General features: G+C 26.3%; 18 protein-coding genes. 11 read left to right on the forward strand and 7 right to left on the reverse strand.

Going from position 1 to position 17277, the window contains the following annotated elements; genetic code table 11:
* Window positions 1–368: 368 nt before the first annotated feature.
* On the reverse strand, window positions 369–788 hold the full coding sequence (locus tag RGC78_RS12885; RefSeq protein WP_252213146.1) for a YaaR family protein: 420 nt from the start codon (window positions 786–788) through the stop codon (window positions 369–371).
* 171 nt (window positions 789–959) lie between these two features.
* Here RGC78_RS12885 and RGC78_RS12890 point away from each other — a divergent pair, with 171 nt between their 5' ends.
* A complete protein-coding gene (locus RGC78_RS12890; protein ID WP_252213145.1) occupies window positions 960–1259 on the forward strand; it encodes a hypothetical protein in 300 nt (99 codons plus the stop codon).
* Window positions 1260–1462: 203 nt separating this feature from the next.
* Window positions 1463–2866, forward strand: a complete 1404-nt coding sequence (locus RGC78_RS12895; protein ID WP_309556762.1) for a spore germination protein — start codon at window positions 1463–1465, stop codon at window positions 2864–2866.
* 152 nt (window positions 2867–3018) lie between these two features.
* On the opposite strand, the gene RGC78_RS12900 is transcribed toward RGC78_RS12895, so the two are convergent.
* Complete coding sequence (locus RGC78_RS12900) at window positions 3019–3855, reverse strand: CvfB family protein (protein WP_252213143.1); 837 nt, start codon at window positions 3853–3855, stop codon at window positions 3019–3021.
* Between the two features lie 23 nt (window positions 3856–3878).
* A complete protein-coding gene (locus RGC78_RS12905; RefSeq protein ID WP_252213142.1) occupies window positions 3879–4388 on the reverse strand; it encodes a gamma carbonic anhydrase family protein in 510 nt (169 codons plus the stop codon).
* 141 nt (window positions 4389–4529) lie between these two features.
* Here RGC78_RS12905 and RGC78_RS12910 point away from each other — a divergent pair, with 141 nt between their 5' ends.
* Complete coding sequence (locus RGC78_RS12910) at window positions 4530–5525, forward strand: CehA/McbA family metallohydrolase domain-containing protein (protein WP_309556763.1); 996 nt, start codon at window positions 4530–4532, stop codon at window positions 5523–5525.
* Between the two features lie 340 nt (window positions 5526–5865).
* Here RGC78_RS12910 and RGC78_RS12915 read toward each other — a convergent pair whose 3' ends face one another.
* Window positions 5866–6204: a hypothetical protein gene (locus RGC78_RS12915; protein WP_252213140.1), complete on the reverse strand. Its 339-nt coding sequence runs from the start codon at window positions 6202–6204 to the stop codon at window positions 5866–5868.
* Window positions 6205–6434: 230 nt separating this feature from the next.
* Here RGC78_RS12915 and RGC78_RS12920 point away from each other — a divergent pair, with 230 nt between their 5' ends.
* The 3 genes from RGC78_RS12920 to RGC78_RS12930 all read left to right on the forward strand — a co-directional run bounded on the left by RGC78_RS12920 (window position 6435) and on the right by RGC78_RS12930 (window position 8083).
* Window positions 6435–6902 carry an Lrp/AsnC ligand binding domain-containing protein gene (locus RGC78_RS12920; RefSeq protein ID WP_003370983.1) on the forward strand — a complete coding sequence of 156 codons (468 nt, stop codon included), beginning with the start codon at window positions 6435–6437 and terminating at the stop codon, window positions 6900–6902.
* A 78-nt stretch (window positions 6903–6980) separates the two neighbouring features.
* Window positions 6981–7181, forward strand: a complete 201-nt coding sequence (locus tag RGC78_RS12925; protein ID WP_252213139.1) for a DUF378 domain-containing protein — start codon at window positions 6981–6983, stop codon at window positions 7179–7181.
* Between the two features lie 140 nt (window positions 7182–7321).
* Window positions 7322–8083, forward strand: coding sequence for a putative ABC transporter permease (locus RGC78_RS12930; protein WP_252213138.1), 762 nt, complete (start codon window positions 7322–7324; stop codon window positions 8081–8083).
* Window positions 8084–8330: 247 nt separating this feature from the next.
* Here RGC78_RS12930 and RGC78_RS12935 read toward each other — a convergent pair whose 3' ends face one another.
* Entirely contained in the window at window positions 8331–10082 is a 1752-nt protein-coding gene (locus RGC78_RS12935; RefSeq protein WP_309556764.1) for a phosphoenolpyruvate carboxykinase, read from the reverse strand.
* A 215-nt stretch (window positions 10083–10297) separates the two neighbouring features.
* On the opposite strand from RGC78_RS12935, the gene RGC78_RS12940 reads away from it, so the two are divergent.
* Both RGC78_RS12940 and gltX read left to right on the forward strand, forming a co-directional pair.
* The gene (locus RGC78_RS12940; RefSeq protein WP_309556765.1) at window positions 10298–11170 is read left to right on the forward strand and encodes a ComEC/Rec2 family competence protein; all 873 of its coding nucleotides are present in this window, start codon (window positions 10298–10300) and stop codon (window positions 11168–11170) included.
* Window positions 11171–11504: 334 nt separating this feature from the next.
* The gene (gene gltX / locus RGC78_RS12945) at window positions 11505–12962 is read left to right on the forward strand and encodes a glutamate--tRNA ligase (protein WP_252213135.1); all 1458 of its coding nucleotides are present in this window, start codon (window positions 11505–11507) and stop codon (window positions 12960–12962) included.
* 127 nt (window positions 12963–13089) lie between these two features.
* On the opposite strand, the gene RGC78_RS12950 is transcribed toward gltX, so the two are convergent.
* Both RGC78_RS12950 and RGC78_RS12955 read right to left on the reverse strand, forming a co-directional pair.
* Window positions 13090–13830: a ribonuclease H-like domain-containing protein gene (locus tag RGC78_RS12950; RefSeq protein WP_252213134.1), complete on the reverse strand. Its 741-nt coding sequence runs from the start codon at window positions 13828–13830 to the stop codon at window positions 13090–13092.
* 14 nt (window positions 13831–13844) lie between these two features.
* Complete coding sequence (locus RGC78_RS12955; protein ID WP_252213133.1) at window positions 13845–14573, reverse strand: HAD-IB family hydrolase; 729 nt, start codon at window positions 14571–14573, stop codon at window positions 13845–13847.
* A gap of 228 nt (window positions 14574–14801) precedes the next feature.
* Here RGC78_RS12955 and RGC78_RS12960 point away from each other — a divergent pair, with 228 nt between their 5' ends.
* From RGC78_RS12960 to RGC78_RS12970, 3 genes are read left to right on the forward strand one after another with little or no spacing between them, the layout of a single operon-like run.
* On the forward strand, window positions 14802–15023 hold the full coding sequence (locus RGC78_RS12960) for a FeoA family protein (RefSeq protein WP_252213132.1): 222 nt from the start codon (window positions 14802–14804) through the stop codon (window positions 15021–15023).
* Between the two features lie 15 nt (window positions 15024–15038).
* Entirely contained in the window at window positions 15039–16802 is a 1764-nt protein-coding gene (feoB, locus tag RGC78_RS12965) for a ferrous iron transport protein B (RefSeq protein WP_252226694.1), read from the forward strand.
* A gap of 51 nt (window positions 16803–16853) precedes the next feature.
* Window positions 16854–17006: a FeoB-associated Cys-rich membrane protein gene (locus RGC78_RS12970; protein WP_252226696.1), complete on the forward strand. Its 153-nt coding sequence runs from the start codon at window positions 16854–16856 to the stop codon at window positions 17004–17006.
* Window positions 17007–17277 lie beyond the last annotated feature (271 nt).

A 17277-nucleotide genomic window follows, 5' to 3' on the forward strand; every position in this document is an offset into this window, starting at 1 on the left:
AACACAATAATTATAACAAACCTCCAAATTAAGTATATCCATAATTTAATTTTAAAATGTAATTAACTCTTAGTTCACTTTGTTTTTTTCCTTGACTCTCAACTTTTCACTATCAGTTCTCAACTAATATTTAACTTTAGGCACACTCGAAAAAATAACAAGTCCATTTGCCCGCCTATTTTCCATCATGCTGCGTCGTCAAATTGACCTAATAAGCACGCTATGAGGACAATTCATCTTCTTGCCTGATGAAAAATATCCATTGCAACTTTGGGATTATTATTTATTTTCATGTGCCTTAGGAATTCTATACATAAATAAGGTTTAATACTAAATACTCATACTTTAGCATTAAACCTTTATGTATTCTATCTATATATATCTACTATTAATCCTTGAATTTCATCTATAGTTGCTGCTAAATTCAAGTTTTCCTTTTCTTCAGATAGTAACATATTTGTCAGTTCTTCTAACTTTTCATCTATAGTATCAACAGTAACAAAATATTGAGTTTGCCAAAAACTAATATCTTTCTTTGTATCATACATAAACTTTAATATTGATTCTAAATATTCTTTTATCATCTTTTTATACATAACAACATCAACATATGTTTTAGTTAATACAAGCTTGTTTCCTCTTTTTTTGATGTCATCCATTAATTTACGAAGTTGTTCTTCTGACTTTCTTTCTCTGGCATGATTAAAGCTTTGAGAAAAATCTTTTTTTTCTGATACAATTTTTCTTTCAGTTGACACATTTCCGCTTCGTACTCTTCCAATTTCCATTACTGATCAATCCTTTCTTTCATAATAATTATATCAAAAAAAGTATCACTTCTCTATAAATTATAATTTTTTACTATTTTTAATTACTTTTTTCATGATTTTTTCTAGTATAAATTATGAAAATTTTATACTACTATTGAGTTATAATTTTAATATTAGGAGGACTTTTAAATGATAGTTAAATGTATAGATAATAGTTTATGTGATGATTTAAGTTTAAGCAAAGATTACTTAGTTATTGAGGAAGCACCTGAGTATTTTGTTGTAATTAGTGACAAAAGTGAAGAAATAACTTGTAAGAAATCTAGATTTAGAGTAATTCAAGATGGTGAATTAGCTAAAAAGACCAAAGCTACTATTAATGAATTATCTTATCAATTAGACAATGATTTTTCTGATATAAAACAATTTAATATAAGAAAAAATTCTAAAGGTGAAATTAAAGAAATTTCTATTAAATTTAAATACTAATTTTTATTTTCGGCTCTGTTTTAACAGAGCCTTATTTTTTTGTAATTTACATTCTGTTTTATGGCAGTATTGATATTATATTATCCAGATCACAGGCAAAAAAATCCACTTAGTCTATTAAATATATTTTGCATAAATTTTCTTGTAAATCACATAATATTTTCATAAACATATAACAAAAAATATGAAAGAGGTGTAGTTTTTTGAAAATCACATCAGGTTTTGATAATAATATTTCTTTAATAAAATCAAAACTCAAAGTTAAAGAGAGCTTTGATATTATTCAAAGGAATATAATAATAGGTAATAAGAAAACAACTATGTTTTATATAGATGGATTTACTAAGGATGACGTTATGGAACGAATAATGAATGGATTTTTTACAATAAAGCCTGAAGTAATGAACTCTTATAAAACACCAAGTGAATTTATAGATAATGCCATTCCTTATATAGAAGTTTCTGAAGAAGTTGATTTGGATAAAATAATTGATGCTGTGCTTTGTGGGCAAACCTCAATGTTTATTGATGGATATGATAAGTGCATAATTCTAGATATGCGTACCTATCCGGTACGTGGACTTGCAGAACCTGAAAAGGAAAAAACTTTAAGAGGCGCACGAGATGGTTTTGTTGAAACAATAGTTTTTAATACAGCTTTAATTCGTAGAAGAATACGTGATTCTAGATTAATTTTTGATATGCATACTATAGGTAAAATTTCAAAAACTGATGTATGTATAGCTTATATGGATGGTATTGTTGATAAACGTAGCTTAGATATAGTATTAGAAAAGATTAAGAAAATAAATGTTGATACCCTTACATTAGGAGATCAAAGTTTAGTTGAAACCTTAAGTAACCGTAATTATCTTAATCCATTCCCTAAAGTTAGATATACAGAAAGACCTGATGTTGCATCCTCTCATTTAACTGAAGGAAATATAATTATTTTAGTAGATAATTCTCCTACTGCTATGATTTTACCAACTTCTATTTTCGACTTTCTACAAGATGTAGATGATTATTATTTTCCAATATTTACAGGTAATTATTTAAGAATAATTAGAAATATTATAACTATATCAACAATTGTTTTAACTCCACTTTACTTACTTTTTATTAATGGAAATATAACTTTGCCAGCTGAATTTAATTTTTTATTTCCAAAAGACAGTTACTCTATACCTATTTTCTGGCAATTTTTAATATTAGAAGTAGCCATTGATGGATTAAAATTAGCATCTTTAAATACCCCTAATTCTCTTGGAATGTCTTTGTCCGTTATTGGTGGATTAATATTAGGAGAATATACCGTAACTACTGGTTGGTTTATACCTCAATCCATATTATACATGTCAATAGTTGCTTTAGCTAGTTTTGAGCAGTCTAGTATAGAGTTAGGCTATGCTTTAAAGTTTATGAGAGTATTGTTATTAATCTTAAGTGCAATTTTAGGTTATTGGGGATTTATAGTAGGACTACTATTAATAGTATTTATTATGTATTCTACTAAAACAATTACAAATGATCGTTATTTTTATCCTTTAGTTCCTTTTAATTGGAGCAAATTAAAAAATCTATTATTTAGAACAAGAATTAAATAAATTCAATTACTTAATCTACTTTATTTATGTATATATCAAAACATTTCTAAAACACAGCATTATAAAAAGATATGCTATTAATTAAACGGCATATCTTTTTATATAAAATCTTATGTAATAATCATATCTCTAAAATATAGTTTTAATATTTATTATAATAATCTTGTTCCTTCTTTGTCTTGAGCTATTAACTTTTGTTTCATTAATCCACCAAGTGCTATTTTAAAATAGTTCTTACTAGTATTAAATGTTCTTTTTATATCTTCTGGAGAAGACTTATCATTGAATGGCATAAATCCTCCATTTTCTCTTAAGTATTGAAGTATGTCTTTTGATAGTACGTCTCTTTCATTTAATCTTGTTTTTCTTGTTGTAATACCAATTACTCCATCTTCATATATTCTCTTAACTCTTGCATTTACTGCTTGACCTGGATATAAATAGTCAAAATGTTCATTACCTAATATTATTCCTTTGTACTTTCTATTTATTGCAACTTTTAAAGTTCCATTATAACCACTTTCATACACTATTGCTTCAATTTCATCTGAAGTTTTAAATTCTTCAGGTGATGCAAATTCTAAATAGTTATCAACTCTAGTTGTAAGCGCTATTCTATCCGTTTTATCTAAGTACATATAAAATAAATACTTTTCTCCTGTTTTTAATTTATATATTTGCTCTTTAATTGGTATAAATGCATCTCTTTCAAGACCAAAATCCGCAAACGCTCCTATACCACTTTGACCAACTACTTCTAAGTAACCTACTTTTCCAACTGTTAAACTTGGAGTTTTTAATGTTGATATTACCCTATCCTTTGAATCCCTATAAACAAAAGCCTCTACTTTATCGCCAACTTCTATTTTGTTTTCATTTAAAGATGAATTTGGTAATAACACTTCTTCACCCATGTCATTTTCTAAGTAATATCCAAAATCAACTTTTTTACTTACCTTAAAATTATTATATTCACCTATTAGTATCATATTTCCTCCAATTTATTACCTTATTAATTACTGTCTGCCATCTTCTTAGCTAAATTAACATAAGTTAAAGAGCTTTCTTTATTAGCTTGAATTTCTTCCTGTGTTAATCTTCTTATAACTTTTGCAGGATTTCCAAGTATTAATGATCCGTCTTCAAACTCTTTATTTTGAGTTACTAAGCTTCCAGCAGCAACAACAGAATTTTTACTTATTTTAGCTCCATTTAATATTATAGCTCCCATACCGATCAATGCATTATCTTCTATTGTACATCCATGAATTATAGCTCCATGACCAATAGTAACTCCGTTTCCTATGGTCACTTTATTTTCACCATCTCCATGAATAACAACATTTTCTTGTATATTAGTTTCGCATCCTATAGATATTGATTGTTCATCACCTCTAAGTACAGCACCAAACCATATGTTAGAATTTTCTTTAATAACGACATCTCCAATAATAACAGATGTTTCAGATATGTAAACACCTTCTGATATATTAGGAATATTATTTAAAAAATTCTTTATCATTATTTTTCCCACTTTCTTCTTTTTTATAATTAAATTTAGCTAAGATATCTAAACTTATTTTATCATTACATTTAGTTATTGTCATTATTTTACCGCAGAAGATATATTATATACTGTAAGCAATTTTATAGGTAGGATAATTTGACTAAGAAAAAAACACAAATTAACTTTAAAAACTTAAAATTTTACTATGGCATTCCTCATGCTCATTGTGGCTTTTCTACTGGAAGAGGTACCCCAACTGAAGCATTTGATTATGCTCGACATAACGGATTAGATTTTTTGATTTTAACAGATCATAATAATTATCTTATTAAATCTGTTAGAATGAACGGAAATGAATTAAGTAAATGGGAAGCTTTAAAATACTTAAGAATAAAATATAGAAGAAAACATGATAACTTCCTACCAGTAATAGGATTTGAAAGTAAAACTAGTGGATTTGGAGATATAAATGTAGTGAATTCTAATAGATTTTTTACTGGTATAGTTAGTAATCTTAAATTATTAATATTATGGATATTTAATAATCCAAACGCCTTTATAAGCCTTAATCATCCCCATAAAAACATAAATTACTTAGAGTATAGCCCTTTATTAAATAAACTAATAACATCTATTGAGGTTGGTAATGGTTCTGCTCCAAATAAATATTCTAGATATGATAAGTATTATTACAATTTATTAGATAAGGGTTGGCAACTTGGTGCTATAAACTCGCAAGATAATCATAGAATGAATTTTGGTGATGATGAAAATTTAACATGCATAATTTCTAATGAACTTACTTTAGACTCCTTAATAACTGCATTTAGAAGTCGACATACTTATTCAACTGAATCTAAATCTTTAGTTATGTACTTTACTATAAATAATGCTTTTATGGGTGAAACTATCCCTTTAGATGATAATGAACTAGAATTTTATATATTTATTCAAGATAACAATTATAAAATTAAGGAGATAAATATAATTTCTTTTTCAGGTACAATAATAAAAAAAATACCTGATTTAAATTTAAATCGTATAAAATACATTTACAGGCATAAAGCTGAAAATAATGAAAAGTGGTATGTTATAAAAACCATATTAGAAAATGGTAAGGTAGGAATAAGTTCACCTATTTTCCGTATTTAGTGTAGTAATCTCTGCCAATGTAGTAGACATAAATCTAAATTCAAGTAAAAAAAATTGCCAAACAACTTTGGAGTGTCAATTTTTTATTCTTTATGATTTGTTTCTTAATCCTTAAACAAGATTATAATTTGAGTTATCCACAGATTTTTTTAAAATATAATTTTCTAAAGAATAAAAAAATTTAAAAGGCATAAGAGATACTGTTATATATAACAGTATCTCTTATGCCTGTCAGTATTAAAATTTTAGCTTTTTTAATGTTTTTATCTTATAAAAAATAATTTTAAATATTAATTTTTTTATATTTTTCTATGACTAAAATAAAAAAATACCAACTATTTTATTTTCCATTATCTTTATGTTTTACTCTATTAGGTTTTGCTTTTGGTTTTATAACTATTTTCTTTTCTAACTTTTTAGGTCCGCCAGTTTGAAGTATATCCATAAACCATAAGAAAAATAATACAGATAAAACTGATAATAACATTTGTACTGGAACTACTTTTTTTGTAGTTGTCAAAAACATTTGAACTAAAAATAATACAATTGCTATAGAAAGAGGCACCCATTTGTTTACTCTCACTTTTTTAAATATATACTTTCTGCAAATCCAATAAAGTAAAAGTGTAAATGCTAAAACTCCTATAAAAGTAAGAATCGTCATAATAACACTACCCATATATGTCATTCCTCCTTAAATGTGTATATTAAATAGTTTATTAGATATTATATATATAATCAAGCTTTACTCATATTTTTTTATTTTTATGAAAATTTTATTATAATACAAATTATTACTTTAATAAAAATTTTGAAAATAATTAATAAATTTATTGATTTTTACTTTTATAATCCTCCAATATTTGATAAAATTAAATTTAGATTTTATGATTATTAAGAGGTGATAATATGAAACTAGTTGCAAATGCACATTTAGATGAATTAGACTTACAGATTTTAGATTTATTAATAAAAGATTGTCGAACCCCTTATTTAGAAATAGCAAGAATTTGTCATGTTAGTGGAGGAACAATCCACGTAAGAATGAAAAAAATGGAGGATTTAGGTATAATTAGAGGTACTAGAATTCTTCTAAATCTACCTAAACTAGGTTATGATGTTTGTTGTTTTGTTGGAATATATGTAGATAAAGCATCTTGCTTTACTTCTGTATTTGAAGAAATGGCTAAAATAAAAGAAGTCGTTGAGCTTCACTTAACTACTGGAAACTATTCAATGTTTGCTAAAGTAGTTTGTACTAATATTTCTGATTTACAGGATCTTTTACTTAATAAGATTAATAATATAGATGGAATTTCAAGAACTGATACATTTATATCATTATCACAACCAATAGACAGAAATATATCTTTATAATTATTTTTATTTTAAAGTAATAAAAACACACTTTTAAGTAAATACTGTTATTGAAAGAACTGCTAGAAGTATGATTTTATGAAAGCATTTGATTACATTGCACTTATTTCAGTTGTTATAAGTGCTATTAATTGGGGTTTGATTGGATTTTTTCAAATAAATATAGTAGCAATACTATTGGGATGTTATATAATTTTTGGTAAAATAATTTATTCTTTAATTAGAATGGCTGAGATATACTCGCTTTCTTTTTTCACAAAAGAAAGAACCATAGCATAAATTAATTTTAAGCATCATTTCTTTCTTGAAATTGATGCTTAATTTTTATACTATAAAAAAATTAATGTAAAATTAATCTTTTTATAGTATATAAATTCTAGATTATATACTATAATTTAAATATTATGTTAGGAGGTACTATGTATATATTAAATAGTTTTAGCTTATATGACTTAATTTACTTTTTTATGATATATTCTTTTTTAGGATGGTGTGTTGAAGTAATCTATGCATATAAAAATAATAATTACTTTATAAACCGAGGCTTTTTATATGGTCCTTTTTGCCCTATCTATGGTTTTGGAATTGTTTTTATGTTAGTTTCATTACATAATTTTACAAATAACTTATTGTTATTATTTATTTTTGCCACATTGCTAACATCGCTTATAGAATATTTAACAGGTTTCATTTTAGAAAAGGTTTTTAAATCCAAGTGGTGGGATTATACTGATGATGCCTTTAATCTTCATGGAAGGATATGTCTTGAATTTTCATTATTATGGGGGGCGGCTTCTGTAATAGTTATAAAATTGCTTCACCCTGTGATTAAATATTTGATTGATAAATTGCCTACAACTATTGAAACATATGTTTTTTACATTATAGTAATTTATTTTTTAATTGATTTTGTTCTAACTGTTAATTCTTTGGTTGATTTTAAAAATCTTTTGATTAAACTTCAAACAGATAAAAGTGGTTTATTTGAAAAATGTGTTGAATTTATAGCTTTTACCAAAAAGAAGGCTAGTAATAAGTCAAAAACTTTAGAAGCTAAATTTACAAAATTTATATTAAAATTAAATCATATAAGATTAATAAAATCATTCCCTAATGTTTCTTCAAAATCATTTGATTCAATACTTAAACCATTAAAAGAAAAGATACTAAAAAAAGATTAAAAAATCTTTTTTTAGTATCTTTTTAATTTAGGTCATGTTTTAAACATGAATTGATATATTTAATAGGTAAAGTGACATTGTAATTTAACTTTGAGAATCCTCAATGAATATTGTCACATTTACTGCTTGTCTCAATTTTACATTGGGAGCAAGCTAAAATGGGACTATAGTCATTTTAGTATTCCTAAGTTCAATTACTCAGTCCACTTTACTTATAAATATATCAATATTTTTTAAAACATACTAATTATAGTTTTTTGATCTCTTCAAATAATTCTAAAGCTGCATTTTTAGGACCATTCTTTTCTTCTCCACATACTCCTAAACAAGTTTTAATTTGACCAACTTTAGTTTGCTTTGATTTAAACATAAAATCAAAATACTTTTCTATGAGTACATTAGTCTCATCTTGTTTTTGAACTGGACCAAATGGATTTGCAAAGAATGATTCAACTAATCCTTTTTCTGTTGTAGTTCCCTTAGCCATTCTTGCACCTGATCTAAATACATTTACTGCGTCTTCAGCGCAAGTGAAATATTCTAGATGTTTTTCATTTTCTTTTACATCCTCATAATTATTTGCATAAAAGAAGAAATCAATCTTATATCCTGCCATTATTTCTTTGTAAGATGAAACTGGCATAACTAGTCTAGCATTCACTTTATCAGGATTCATAAATATACTTCTATCCATTTCTTTAAAAGCATATCCTTGGTCCAAATCATCTAATCTAACAAATGCTCCTATTTCTGTACCATACCCTTTTATTTCACCATCTTCTAATTTAAAAGTTCCCATATCATCAAATATTATAGTCATATCAGATATATAATCTTCACTTAATCCTCTAAATGCTTCTAAGCTTTCTGATTTTCCTGCCCCACTATCCCCCATAATAACTACATTAGCTGTTTTTCCATTTTTCAATACAATATTTACCATAGCCCCATGTATTGGTAAATATCCTTTTTTAATCATTATTAAATTATGAAGAGTTAATGACATTTTTTTCATATATCCAAAATAGTCAATTTTATCTGAATGATTTATATAACCAAGCATAATATCATTTTTATAGTCATTATAGAATACAGTCTTTAAATCTTTTCCATTTTCATCATTTGCGCCAAATACAAATACTATATCAGGTCTTCTGCCTCTTATCTCTTCTGTTCTAGCCATCTCGAATAAGTTACATAGAGTTATTCCATGTTCCATATAATCTCTATGGAAGTATATATATGCTAATGACTCTCCTATTTTAGCAGGATAACAAAACCAATGTTCTTTGTTTATACTTGCATATTTTAATGGATTTTCATCAATTTCTGAAAACACTCCATCTCTTGTATTTCTCTTTGGATAAGTTATAAATGGTGTTTCTAAAAGAATGTTATCTATAAAAGGTATATCTTCTAATGTTTCATACCCTTTAGGAATGGGCCACTCCATTTGATGAATCATGATACATGCGTTTCCACCAGCAGGAATTTGTCTATAAACCTTAGGTTGATAACCTAATACATTTTTTTCAACCTTCCTATATAATTTAAGTATGATTACTGAGAACTCTGCATTTGCTTCTGTAAAGCTCATTGCAGCTAATCCTTGTCTTAATTTATATCTATGAATTATTGTATATCTTTCTAATCTTCTCCAATAAGAATAAAACTCTTCTACAAATCTAATAAAGCTATCTTTATTAGTCAATAACGCTTCAAAACCTGGACTTAATTCTATAATTTCTTCTACACCCATTATTGTTAAAAATTTTATAGCTTTTATTAATGCCTTGCAAATCTTAGATGTATCATTTGATTCTAATGAATCTGTTAAAAATCTATATGTTAATGTATTTTTTCTTTTTGATTTTTCTAAATAACTATTTAATACCCTTCTAAAGCCTTCACTTTCTAACACTGAATCAATATTATTACAATACTTTGTAGTAAAATTAATCATTACTTTATCATTACTCATGGAAAATTCTTTTTTCATTTATTTGCCCCCTATTATGAATTTTTAAATAAGTCAATATTGCATTTTTTCTATAAAAGCTGTATTTTTATTTAATTATAACATAATTTTTGCAATATTCAACCTTTCAATTTTTCATTTTTTTAATTTATATACATATTACATTAATTGAAATCCTTATCTTTTTTAAGAATTATTTTCTATTTAATGGTAAAATAATTTAAAGGAGTGTTCTTATGAGAGTTAAAAGAAATTTGAAATTTAAACTACTATTATTATTTATAATATTATCTACATTATTTATGCTAAGATACTTGAATTTAAACACTAATTACTATGATTATAATAATATGATTATTCACTACATTGATGTGGGACAAGGTGATGCAAGTCTTATACAAGTAAACAATATAAATATGCTAATAGATTCTGGTCCAAAAGAATCTAGAAATAAAATTTTAAGTTACCTGCGCTCATTGAATATAAAAAAAATAGATTATATTATTGCAACCCATCCTCATGAAGATCATATAGGTAACATGGCTAAAATTATAAAAACTTATGGAATTAACAAATTTTATGCACCTAAAATAGAAAATACTACATCTACATTCGAAAAAATGATAGATGCATTAAAAGATAAAGATCTAAAAATTAATGTATTAAAAAAAGATACTAATACCATTGATCTAGGAAAGAATACTCATGTAACTGTGTTTTCTCCAATTAAAGATCTATATGACAATATAAATAATTATTCACCTGTTATAAAAATTCAATATGGAGATACTTCCTTCTTATTTACAGGAGATGCTGAAAAAGAAGTAGAGAGTGAAATATTATTAGATTCAAACAATAATATAAAAAGTGATGTAATAAAAATAGGTCATCATGGTTCATCCACCTCCTCAAGCAAAGCTTTTATTGAAAAAGTAAATCCTTCACTAGCTATAATTTCTGTTGGTAATGATAATAAATTTAATCATCCTAATAAATCCACAATAGAATGTTTAACTAAAAGTAACATAAAAATTTATCAAACAAATAAAGAGCATACAATTATCTTATCTTCTGATGGACATAATATAAGGACAAAATCTCCAAAGTGACTTTAGATCTGGCAATTTTTTAGCCATGCACACTTTCCAAATGCAGTGAAGAAATAATGGTGTGGCATATGATTATTTTTTATTCTTTAGAAATACTCATCATACCTTTAAAATATAATATTCTAGAAATTATCCACAGATTTAAGATTTTTATAAATTCTTAAAGAATAAAAAAATAATTATGTATGAGATGAATCTAAGTCCTCCAAAATATTGACATAGAATGGCTGTTGATATATCATAGAATTAATATTATATATATTATGTCCCTTTCATTTAATATTCATAATGAAAGGGCTTTATTTATGAAGATTTGTATAGGAGTGAAATAAAAATGGCATCAAAAAAAATTAGAACAAGATTTGCACCTAGTCCAACTGGTTATATGCATGTTGGAAATTTAAGAACTGCACTTTATGCTTATCTTATAGCTAAACATGAAGATGGAGATTTCATACTAAGAATTGAGGACACTGATCAGGAAAGATTAGTAGAAGGTGCGGTTGATATTATATATAACACGCTAAAATTAACAGGTCTTAACCACGATGAAGGTCCAGATGTTGGCGGTGAAGTTGGACCTTATGTTCAAAGTGAAAGAAAAGCTATATATCTTGAATATGCAAAAAAATTAGTTGAAAAAGGAGAAGCTTACTATTGTTTCTGTTCTAAAGATAGATTAGATATACTTAAAGAAAATGCTGAAGCTTTAAAGAGACCATTTAAGTATGATAAGCATTGTTTACATCTTACAAAAGAAGAAATAGAAACAAATCTAGCTAAAGGATTACCTTATGTAATAAGACAAAATAATCCTACAACTGGATCAACAACTTTTGATGATGTTATATACGGTAAAATAACTGTAGATAACTCTGAACTTGAAGATATGATTTTAATTAAATCTGATGGTCTTCCAACTTATAATTTTGCAAATGTTGTAGATGATCATTTAATGGGTATAACTCATGTTGTTAGAGGTAATGAATACCTTTCATCTTCACCTAAATATAATAGATTATATGAAGCATTTGGTTGGGATGTTCCAGTTTATGTTCATTGTCCACCAATTATGAAAGATACTCATCATAAATTATCAAAAAGAAATGGTGATGCATCATTTGAAGATCTTATTCAAAAAGGTTATCTAAAGGAAGCTGTACTTAACTACATTGCATTACTTGGATGGAACCCTGGAACAAATGAAGAGATATTCAGTCTTGAAGAATTAACTCAAAAATTTGATTTCAAGGATATAAGTAAATCACCTGCTATATTTGATGACGCTAAATTAAAATGGATGAATGGTGAGTATATAAGAAAACTTTCTTTAGATGAGTTCCATGAACTTGCTGTTCCTGAATATAAGAAAGTTTTAAAGAAAGATTTTGATTTAAAATTCATTTCAGACTTATTACATACAAGATGTGAATTATTAAGCGATCTAGCAGAACAAATTGATTTCTTAGAAGAGTTACCAGAATATTCGACTGATCTTTATGTTCATAAAAAAATGAAAAGTACAGTTGAAAGTTCATTAGAAAACTTAGAAAAAGTTTTACCAATTATTGAAGCAATCGATGAAGCAAATTGGAATAAAGATTATATCCACGAAAAAGTGTTCGAATTAATAAAATCATTAGAAATTAAAAATGGTCAAATGTTATGGCCTATAAGAACTGCTCTTTCTGGTAAATCATTTACTCCAGGTGGTGCTTTCGAGCTTGCTATATTACTTGGAAAAGAAGAATCAATTTCAAGATTAAAAAAAGGTATAGAATTACTTAAATAATAGAAACCCCTCTGCATAATCATTTACTATGCAGAGGGGTTTTAAGGTACCGTATTATTTAGACTTTCTTAGCTTTAAATTTCATGCACTTAATCTAAAGCTAAGAAAAATTTATTTTAAGTTGAACTTAGTGATTTATTATTGATTTATTTTCATAATTAAAATTATCTATTTCATCATCCAATTCTTCTATACTCTCATCTAACTCTTCAATTTCATTATCATCATATATATATTTCTTCCACTTAACATAAATATGATATAAATTAACCACATCTTGTTCATTATAAAGAAGTATTTTTTCTATTTTTTCCTCTGGCATTCTTTTGAAGTAACTTTTGTCTTTTAATACTTTATGAAAAGTTTTAGCTAAATTCGATCCACTAATTACTTCTCCTTCTCTTATAATGTCAAATAGCTTTTCTAAATTTTTAAGTCCTATAGATGTGGTTTTATTTTTTTCATATTCTTTTTGTATATCTATTGAATCAAATTCCTTGTTAAAATCATATTCTATCCCATATTGTTTAAAAAGATAATTTATAACAGTAAAATCATTATTCCCTGAAAATGTCACAATTGCTTTTTTACCTAATTTTTTCATCTTAATAAAATAGTTTCGCGCCAAATATAATATATCAGCTACTTCGTCTCTATCTTCTATCATATATTGTGTTACCAAAATTTCATTTAGTCTTTTATTAAATTCACAAGCTCCAAATACTCCAATACACTTTGGTTTTTTATATACATAGTGTTCAAGATCAAAAAATATAAGCTCACTAGGTAAATACTCTCTATTTTCAGGTTTTATCATAAATTCATCACTAAATTCTTCTACCTTTACGTTGTTCTCACGAATAATCACAGTACCACTCTTTCCTATACAAATTGTATATCTTCAATATTTAAGTTATATATTACATCCTTTCTTTCTACTATAACATTAACTTTATTTGTCACTTCATTGTCACTCATAACTTTTTGTAAAAGTTCTTTTGTTGGATTAATGCAAAATGGATGTCCTACATGCTTAAACATAGTATAATCTCCAGATGTATCTCCATAAGCATAACTTTTGTTAAGGTCTATATCATATTTCTCTACAAGTTCATTTATAGCTTTAGATTTACTCTCGCTATCCCACATAGGTATAACTTCACTTGTATACATATCTTTCTTATCTACCATATAAATTGTGCCTTTATAATCATTAAAGCCATATTTATTGGCCATTTCTCTAACAAGTTCTGAAGGCGAACCTGATATTATTATTATAATATGACCTTGCTCTTTATGCCACTTTATTCTATCTCTTGTAAAAGTGTAAACCCTATCACCTTTTTGTTCAACTACTTTTTGCGCTATATGCTCCACTTGATGCTTTTCTAATCCTTTGATAGCTTCTAAATAAACATCTACCATCTTTAAAAGATAATTGTCATAATCACCTTGTCTCTTATCCCATTTTAAAAAATGAGGCTTTACTTCATTATACCATCTCTCAGGCGCTATAATCTCATATTTAACCATCTTTTTAAATACTTCTGTAATTAAACCTTCTCTGTATAATGTTCCATCTAAATCAAAAAATGCCCCTATTTTTGACATTATCTCACCCCGTCTTTCATAGTATAGTATATTTTTTATATTTTATTATACTGTATTTTTTTAATTAGTTAAAGTTTGTATTATATTTTCTTATTTATCTTTAATTATTTATATTTTTTCCATTATATTATATATTATGTTTTTGGACTTCAACTATTGACTAAAGTGTAAAAAAGATGCTATTATTATACTTTGAACGATAATAATTTTCAATTAGAGGTGATATTCATGTGTATTTGCGATTTAAAACCTGGTGAAAAAGGAATAATAGATTTCATTGAAGGTGATTTAAAATTAAAGAAAAGATTATCAGCCTTAGGATGTATTAAAGGTACTGAAATTGAATTTAAAAGAAGAGCTCCTTTAGGAGATCCAATAGTTATAAATTTTAGAGGATTTGATTTAGCTATTAGGAAAAATGATGCTAAGAATATATTCTTATCAATATAGGGAGGATTTTAACTTATGACGACCATAGCTTTGCTTGGAAATCCTAATGTAGGAAAAACTACTTTATTTAATGCTTTAACTGGATCCAATCAATATGTTGGTAATTGGCCTGGAGTAACTGTTGAAAAAAAAGAAGGATACATAAATGACATAAAAATTGTAGACTTGCCAGGAATTTATGCAATGGATACTTTTTCAAATGAAGAAAAAGTAGCAAAAGACTTTTTGCAAAATGGACAAGTTGATTTAATACTAAACATAGTAGATGCTTCTAATTTAAATAGAAATCTTTACTTAACAACTCAATTAAAAGAATTTAATAAACCAATCATATTAGCAGTAAATATGATTGATGTAGCAGAATCTAAAGGTATTTTTATAGATTATAAAAAGCTATCAAAATTATTTGACGTTGAGATAATTCCTATATCTGCTGGAAAAAACATTGGAATTGATAAAATTTCAGCAAAATTACAAGAAGCTAATTTTAAAAACTCAGAAAATAATGAGAGGTTTGAATTTTCTTCTGAAGAAGATGCTTATTCATTTATTGAAGATACATTAAAACAATGTATAAAATCGGAACAAAATAATGAAATAACTACTTCTGAAAAAATAGATAAGATTCTACTTAATCCGTATTTTGCTTATCCAATCTTTTTAATGATAATAGCTTTAATGTTTCAAATTACATTTTCTTGGGTTGGACAGCCTTTATCAGATTTATTAGACACATTTTTAAATGATGCTTTTGTTCCTTTTGTAAGTAATTCATTATCAAGCACTGCTCCTTGGTTTCAATCTTTAATAATTGATGGAATAATAGCAGGTGTTGGTGGAATACTAGTATTATTACCTATAATTTTAGTATTATTTATATGTATTACCATATTAGAAGATAGTGGTTATATGTCTAGAGTAGCATTTTTAATGGATAAATTAATGAGAAAAATGGGATTATCAGGAAAAGCATTTATACCTATGTTGATTGGTTTTGGCTGCACTGTCCCTGCAATAATGACTGCGAGAACTTTAGAAAGTGAAAAAGATAGAAAACTTACTTGTTTACTTGTTCCTTTAATGTCATGTAATGCACGTTTACCAGTTTATGTAGTATTTGCATCTGTATTTTTTACAGATTATAGAGGGTTAGTTGTTGCATCATTATATTTTTTAGGTGTACTTCTAGCATTCTTACTCGGTATATTATTTAAAAATACATATTTCAAAAAAGATGAAGAACCATTTATAATTGAAATTCCTGAATATAAAATGCCAAAACTATCATCGATTTTAAAGCAAACAGGAGATAAAGGAAAAGACTTTTTAAAAAAAGCTGGAACAATAATCTTTGCTATGAGTGTTGTAATATGGTTTTTATCAAACTTTAACTTTACTGGTATGGTAAGTGAAGTAAATGAAAGCATTTTAGCTTCTATTGGTAATGTTATAGCTCCTGTGTTTTCACCTTTAGGATTTGGAAATTGGCAATCTGCTGTTTCATTACTTTCAGGACTACTTGCTAAAGAATCAGTTATAGCTTCTATGCAAGTAATTTTTGCTGGTAATTTAGATATTGTTTTAGGTGCACATTTTACTGCATTATCTGCCTATTCTTTCTTAGTATTCATATTACTATATACACCTTGTATTTCTGTAATTGGAACTATGAAAAAAGAATTTGGTGATAAATTTACTTTATTTTCAGTATTTTATCAATTAGTACTTGCTTGGATAGTTTCATTCCTAGTATTTAATATAGGTAACTTAATCATATAAAAATATAAAATTAAAATTTCAACTAATTATTACATAAAGGTGATGTGATTTATGGTAGAAATAACTTGTACTATACTAATTGTTTTATTTTCAGTTTTTATAATTATGAAATCAATAAAAAATTCATCTAAAGGCAAATGTAATTGCAGTAGTAGTTGTAAAAATTGTTCTAAAACATGCAGTAATATTTTAGATAAAAAATAGACTATATTTTAGAGCGTTGGTATTCTATCAACGCTCTTTTAAATATAGTCTATTTTTATGTTGTTCTATGTTTTAGAAGTGTATTATTGATATATGCAAAGAAGCAAAGAGCTCTAGATTGAGTAATTAAACTTAGAAATGACACTTTACCAATTACATAGAACAAAATCGCTAAGGCGACTTTGAAGCCGTCGATTTTTTTAGCCATGCGCCCTTTCCAAACGCAGTGCAGGAATAATGGTGCGGCATATGATTATTTTTTATTCTTTAG

Source organism: Clostridium aquiflavi (genome assembly GCF_031344075.1).
GTDB classification, from domain to species: Bacteria; Bacillota; Clostridia; order Clostridiales; family Clostridiaceae; genus Clostridium; species Clostridium aquiflavi.

Coding starts and splice junctions, on each gene's coding strand:
- RGC78_RS12885 (WP_252213146.1), bottom strand. CDS start 788: ATGGAAATTGGAAGAGTACGAAGCGGAAATGTGTCAACTGAAAGAAAA.
- RGC78_RS12890 (WP_252213145.1), top strand. CDS start 960: ATGATAGTTAAATGTATAGATAATAGTTTATGTGATGATTTAAGTTTA.
- RGC78_RS12900 (WP_252213143.1), bottom strand. CDS start 3,855: ATGATACTAATAGGTGAATATAATAATTTTAAGGTAAGTAAAAAAGTT.
- RGC78_RS12905 (WP_252213142.1), bottom strand. CDS start 4,388: ATGATAAAGAATTTTTTAAATAATATTCCTAATATATCAGAAGGTGTT.
- RGC78_RS12915 (WP_252213140.1), bottom strand. CDS start 6,204: ATGGGTAGTGTTATTATGACGATTCTTACTTTTATAGGAGTTTTAGCA.
- RGC78_RS12920 (WP_003370983.1), top strand. CDS start 6,435: ATGAAACTAGTTGCAAATGCACATTTAGATGAATTAGACTTACAGATT.
- RGC78_RS12925 (WP_252213139.1), top strand. CDS start 6,981: ATGAAAGCATTTGATTACATTGCACTTATTTCAGTTGTTATAAGTGCT.
- RGC78_RS12930 (WP_252213138.1), top strand. CDS start 7,322: ATGTATATATTAAATAGTTTTAGCTTATATGACTTAATTTACTTTTTT.
- RGC78_RS12935 (WP_309556764.1), bottom strand. CDS start 10,082: ATGAAAAAAGAATTTTCCATGAGTAATGATAAAGTAATGATTAATTTT.
- RGC78_RS12940 (WP_309556765.1), top strand. CDS start 10,298: ATGAGAGTTAAAAGAAATTTGAAATTTAAACTACTATTATTATTTATA.
- gltX (WP_252213135.1), top strand. CDS start 11,505: ATGGCATCAAAAAAAATTAGAACAAGATTTGCACCTAGTCCAACTGGT.
- RGC78_RS12955 (WP_252213133.1), bottom strand. CDS start 14,573: ATGTCAAAAATAGGGGCATTTTTTGATTTAGATGGAACATTATACAGA.
- RGC78_RS12960 (WP_252213132.1), top strand. CDS start 14,802: ATGTGTATTTGCGATTTAAAACCTGGTGAAAAAGGAATAATAGATTTC.
- feoB (WP_252226694.1), top strand. CDS start 15,039: ATGACGACCATAGCTTTGCTTGGAAATCCTAATGTAGGAAAAACTACT.
- RGC78_RS12970 (WP_252226696.1), top strand. CDS start 16,854: ATGGTAGAAATAACTTGTACTATACTAATTGTTTTATTTTCAGTTTTT.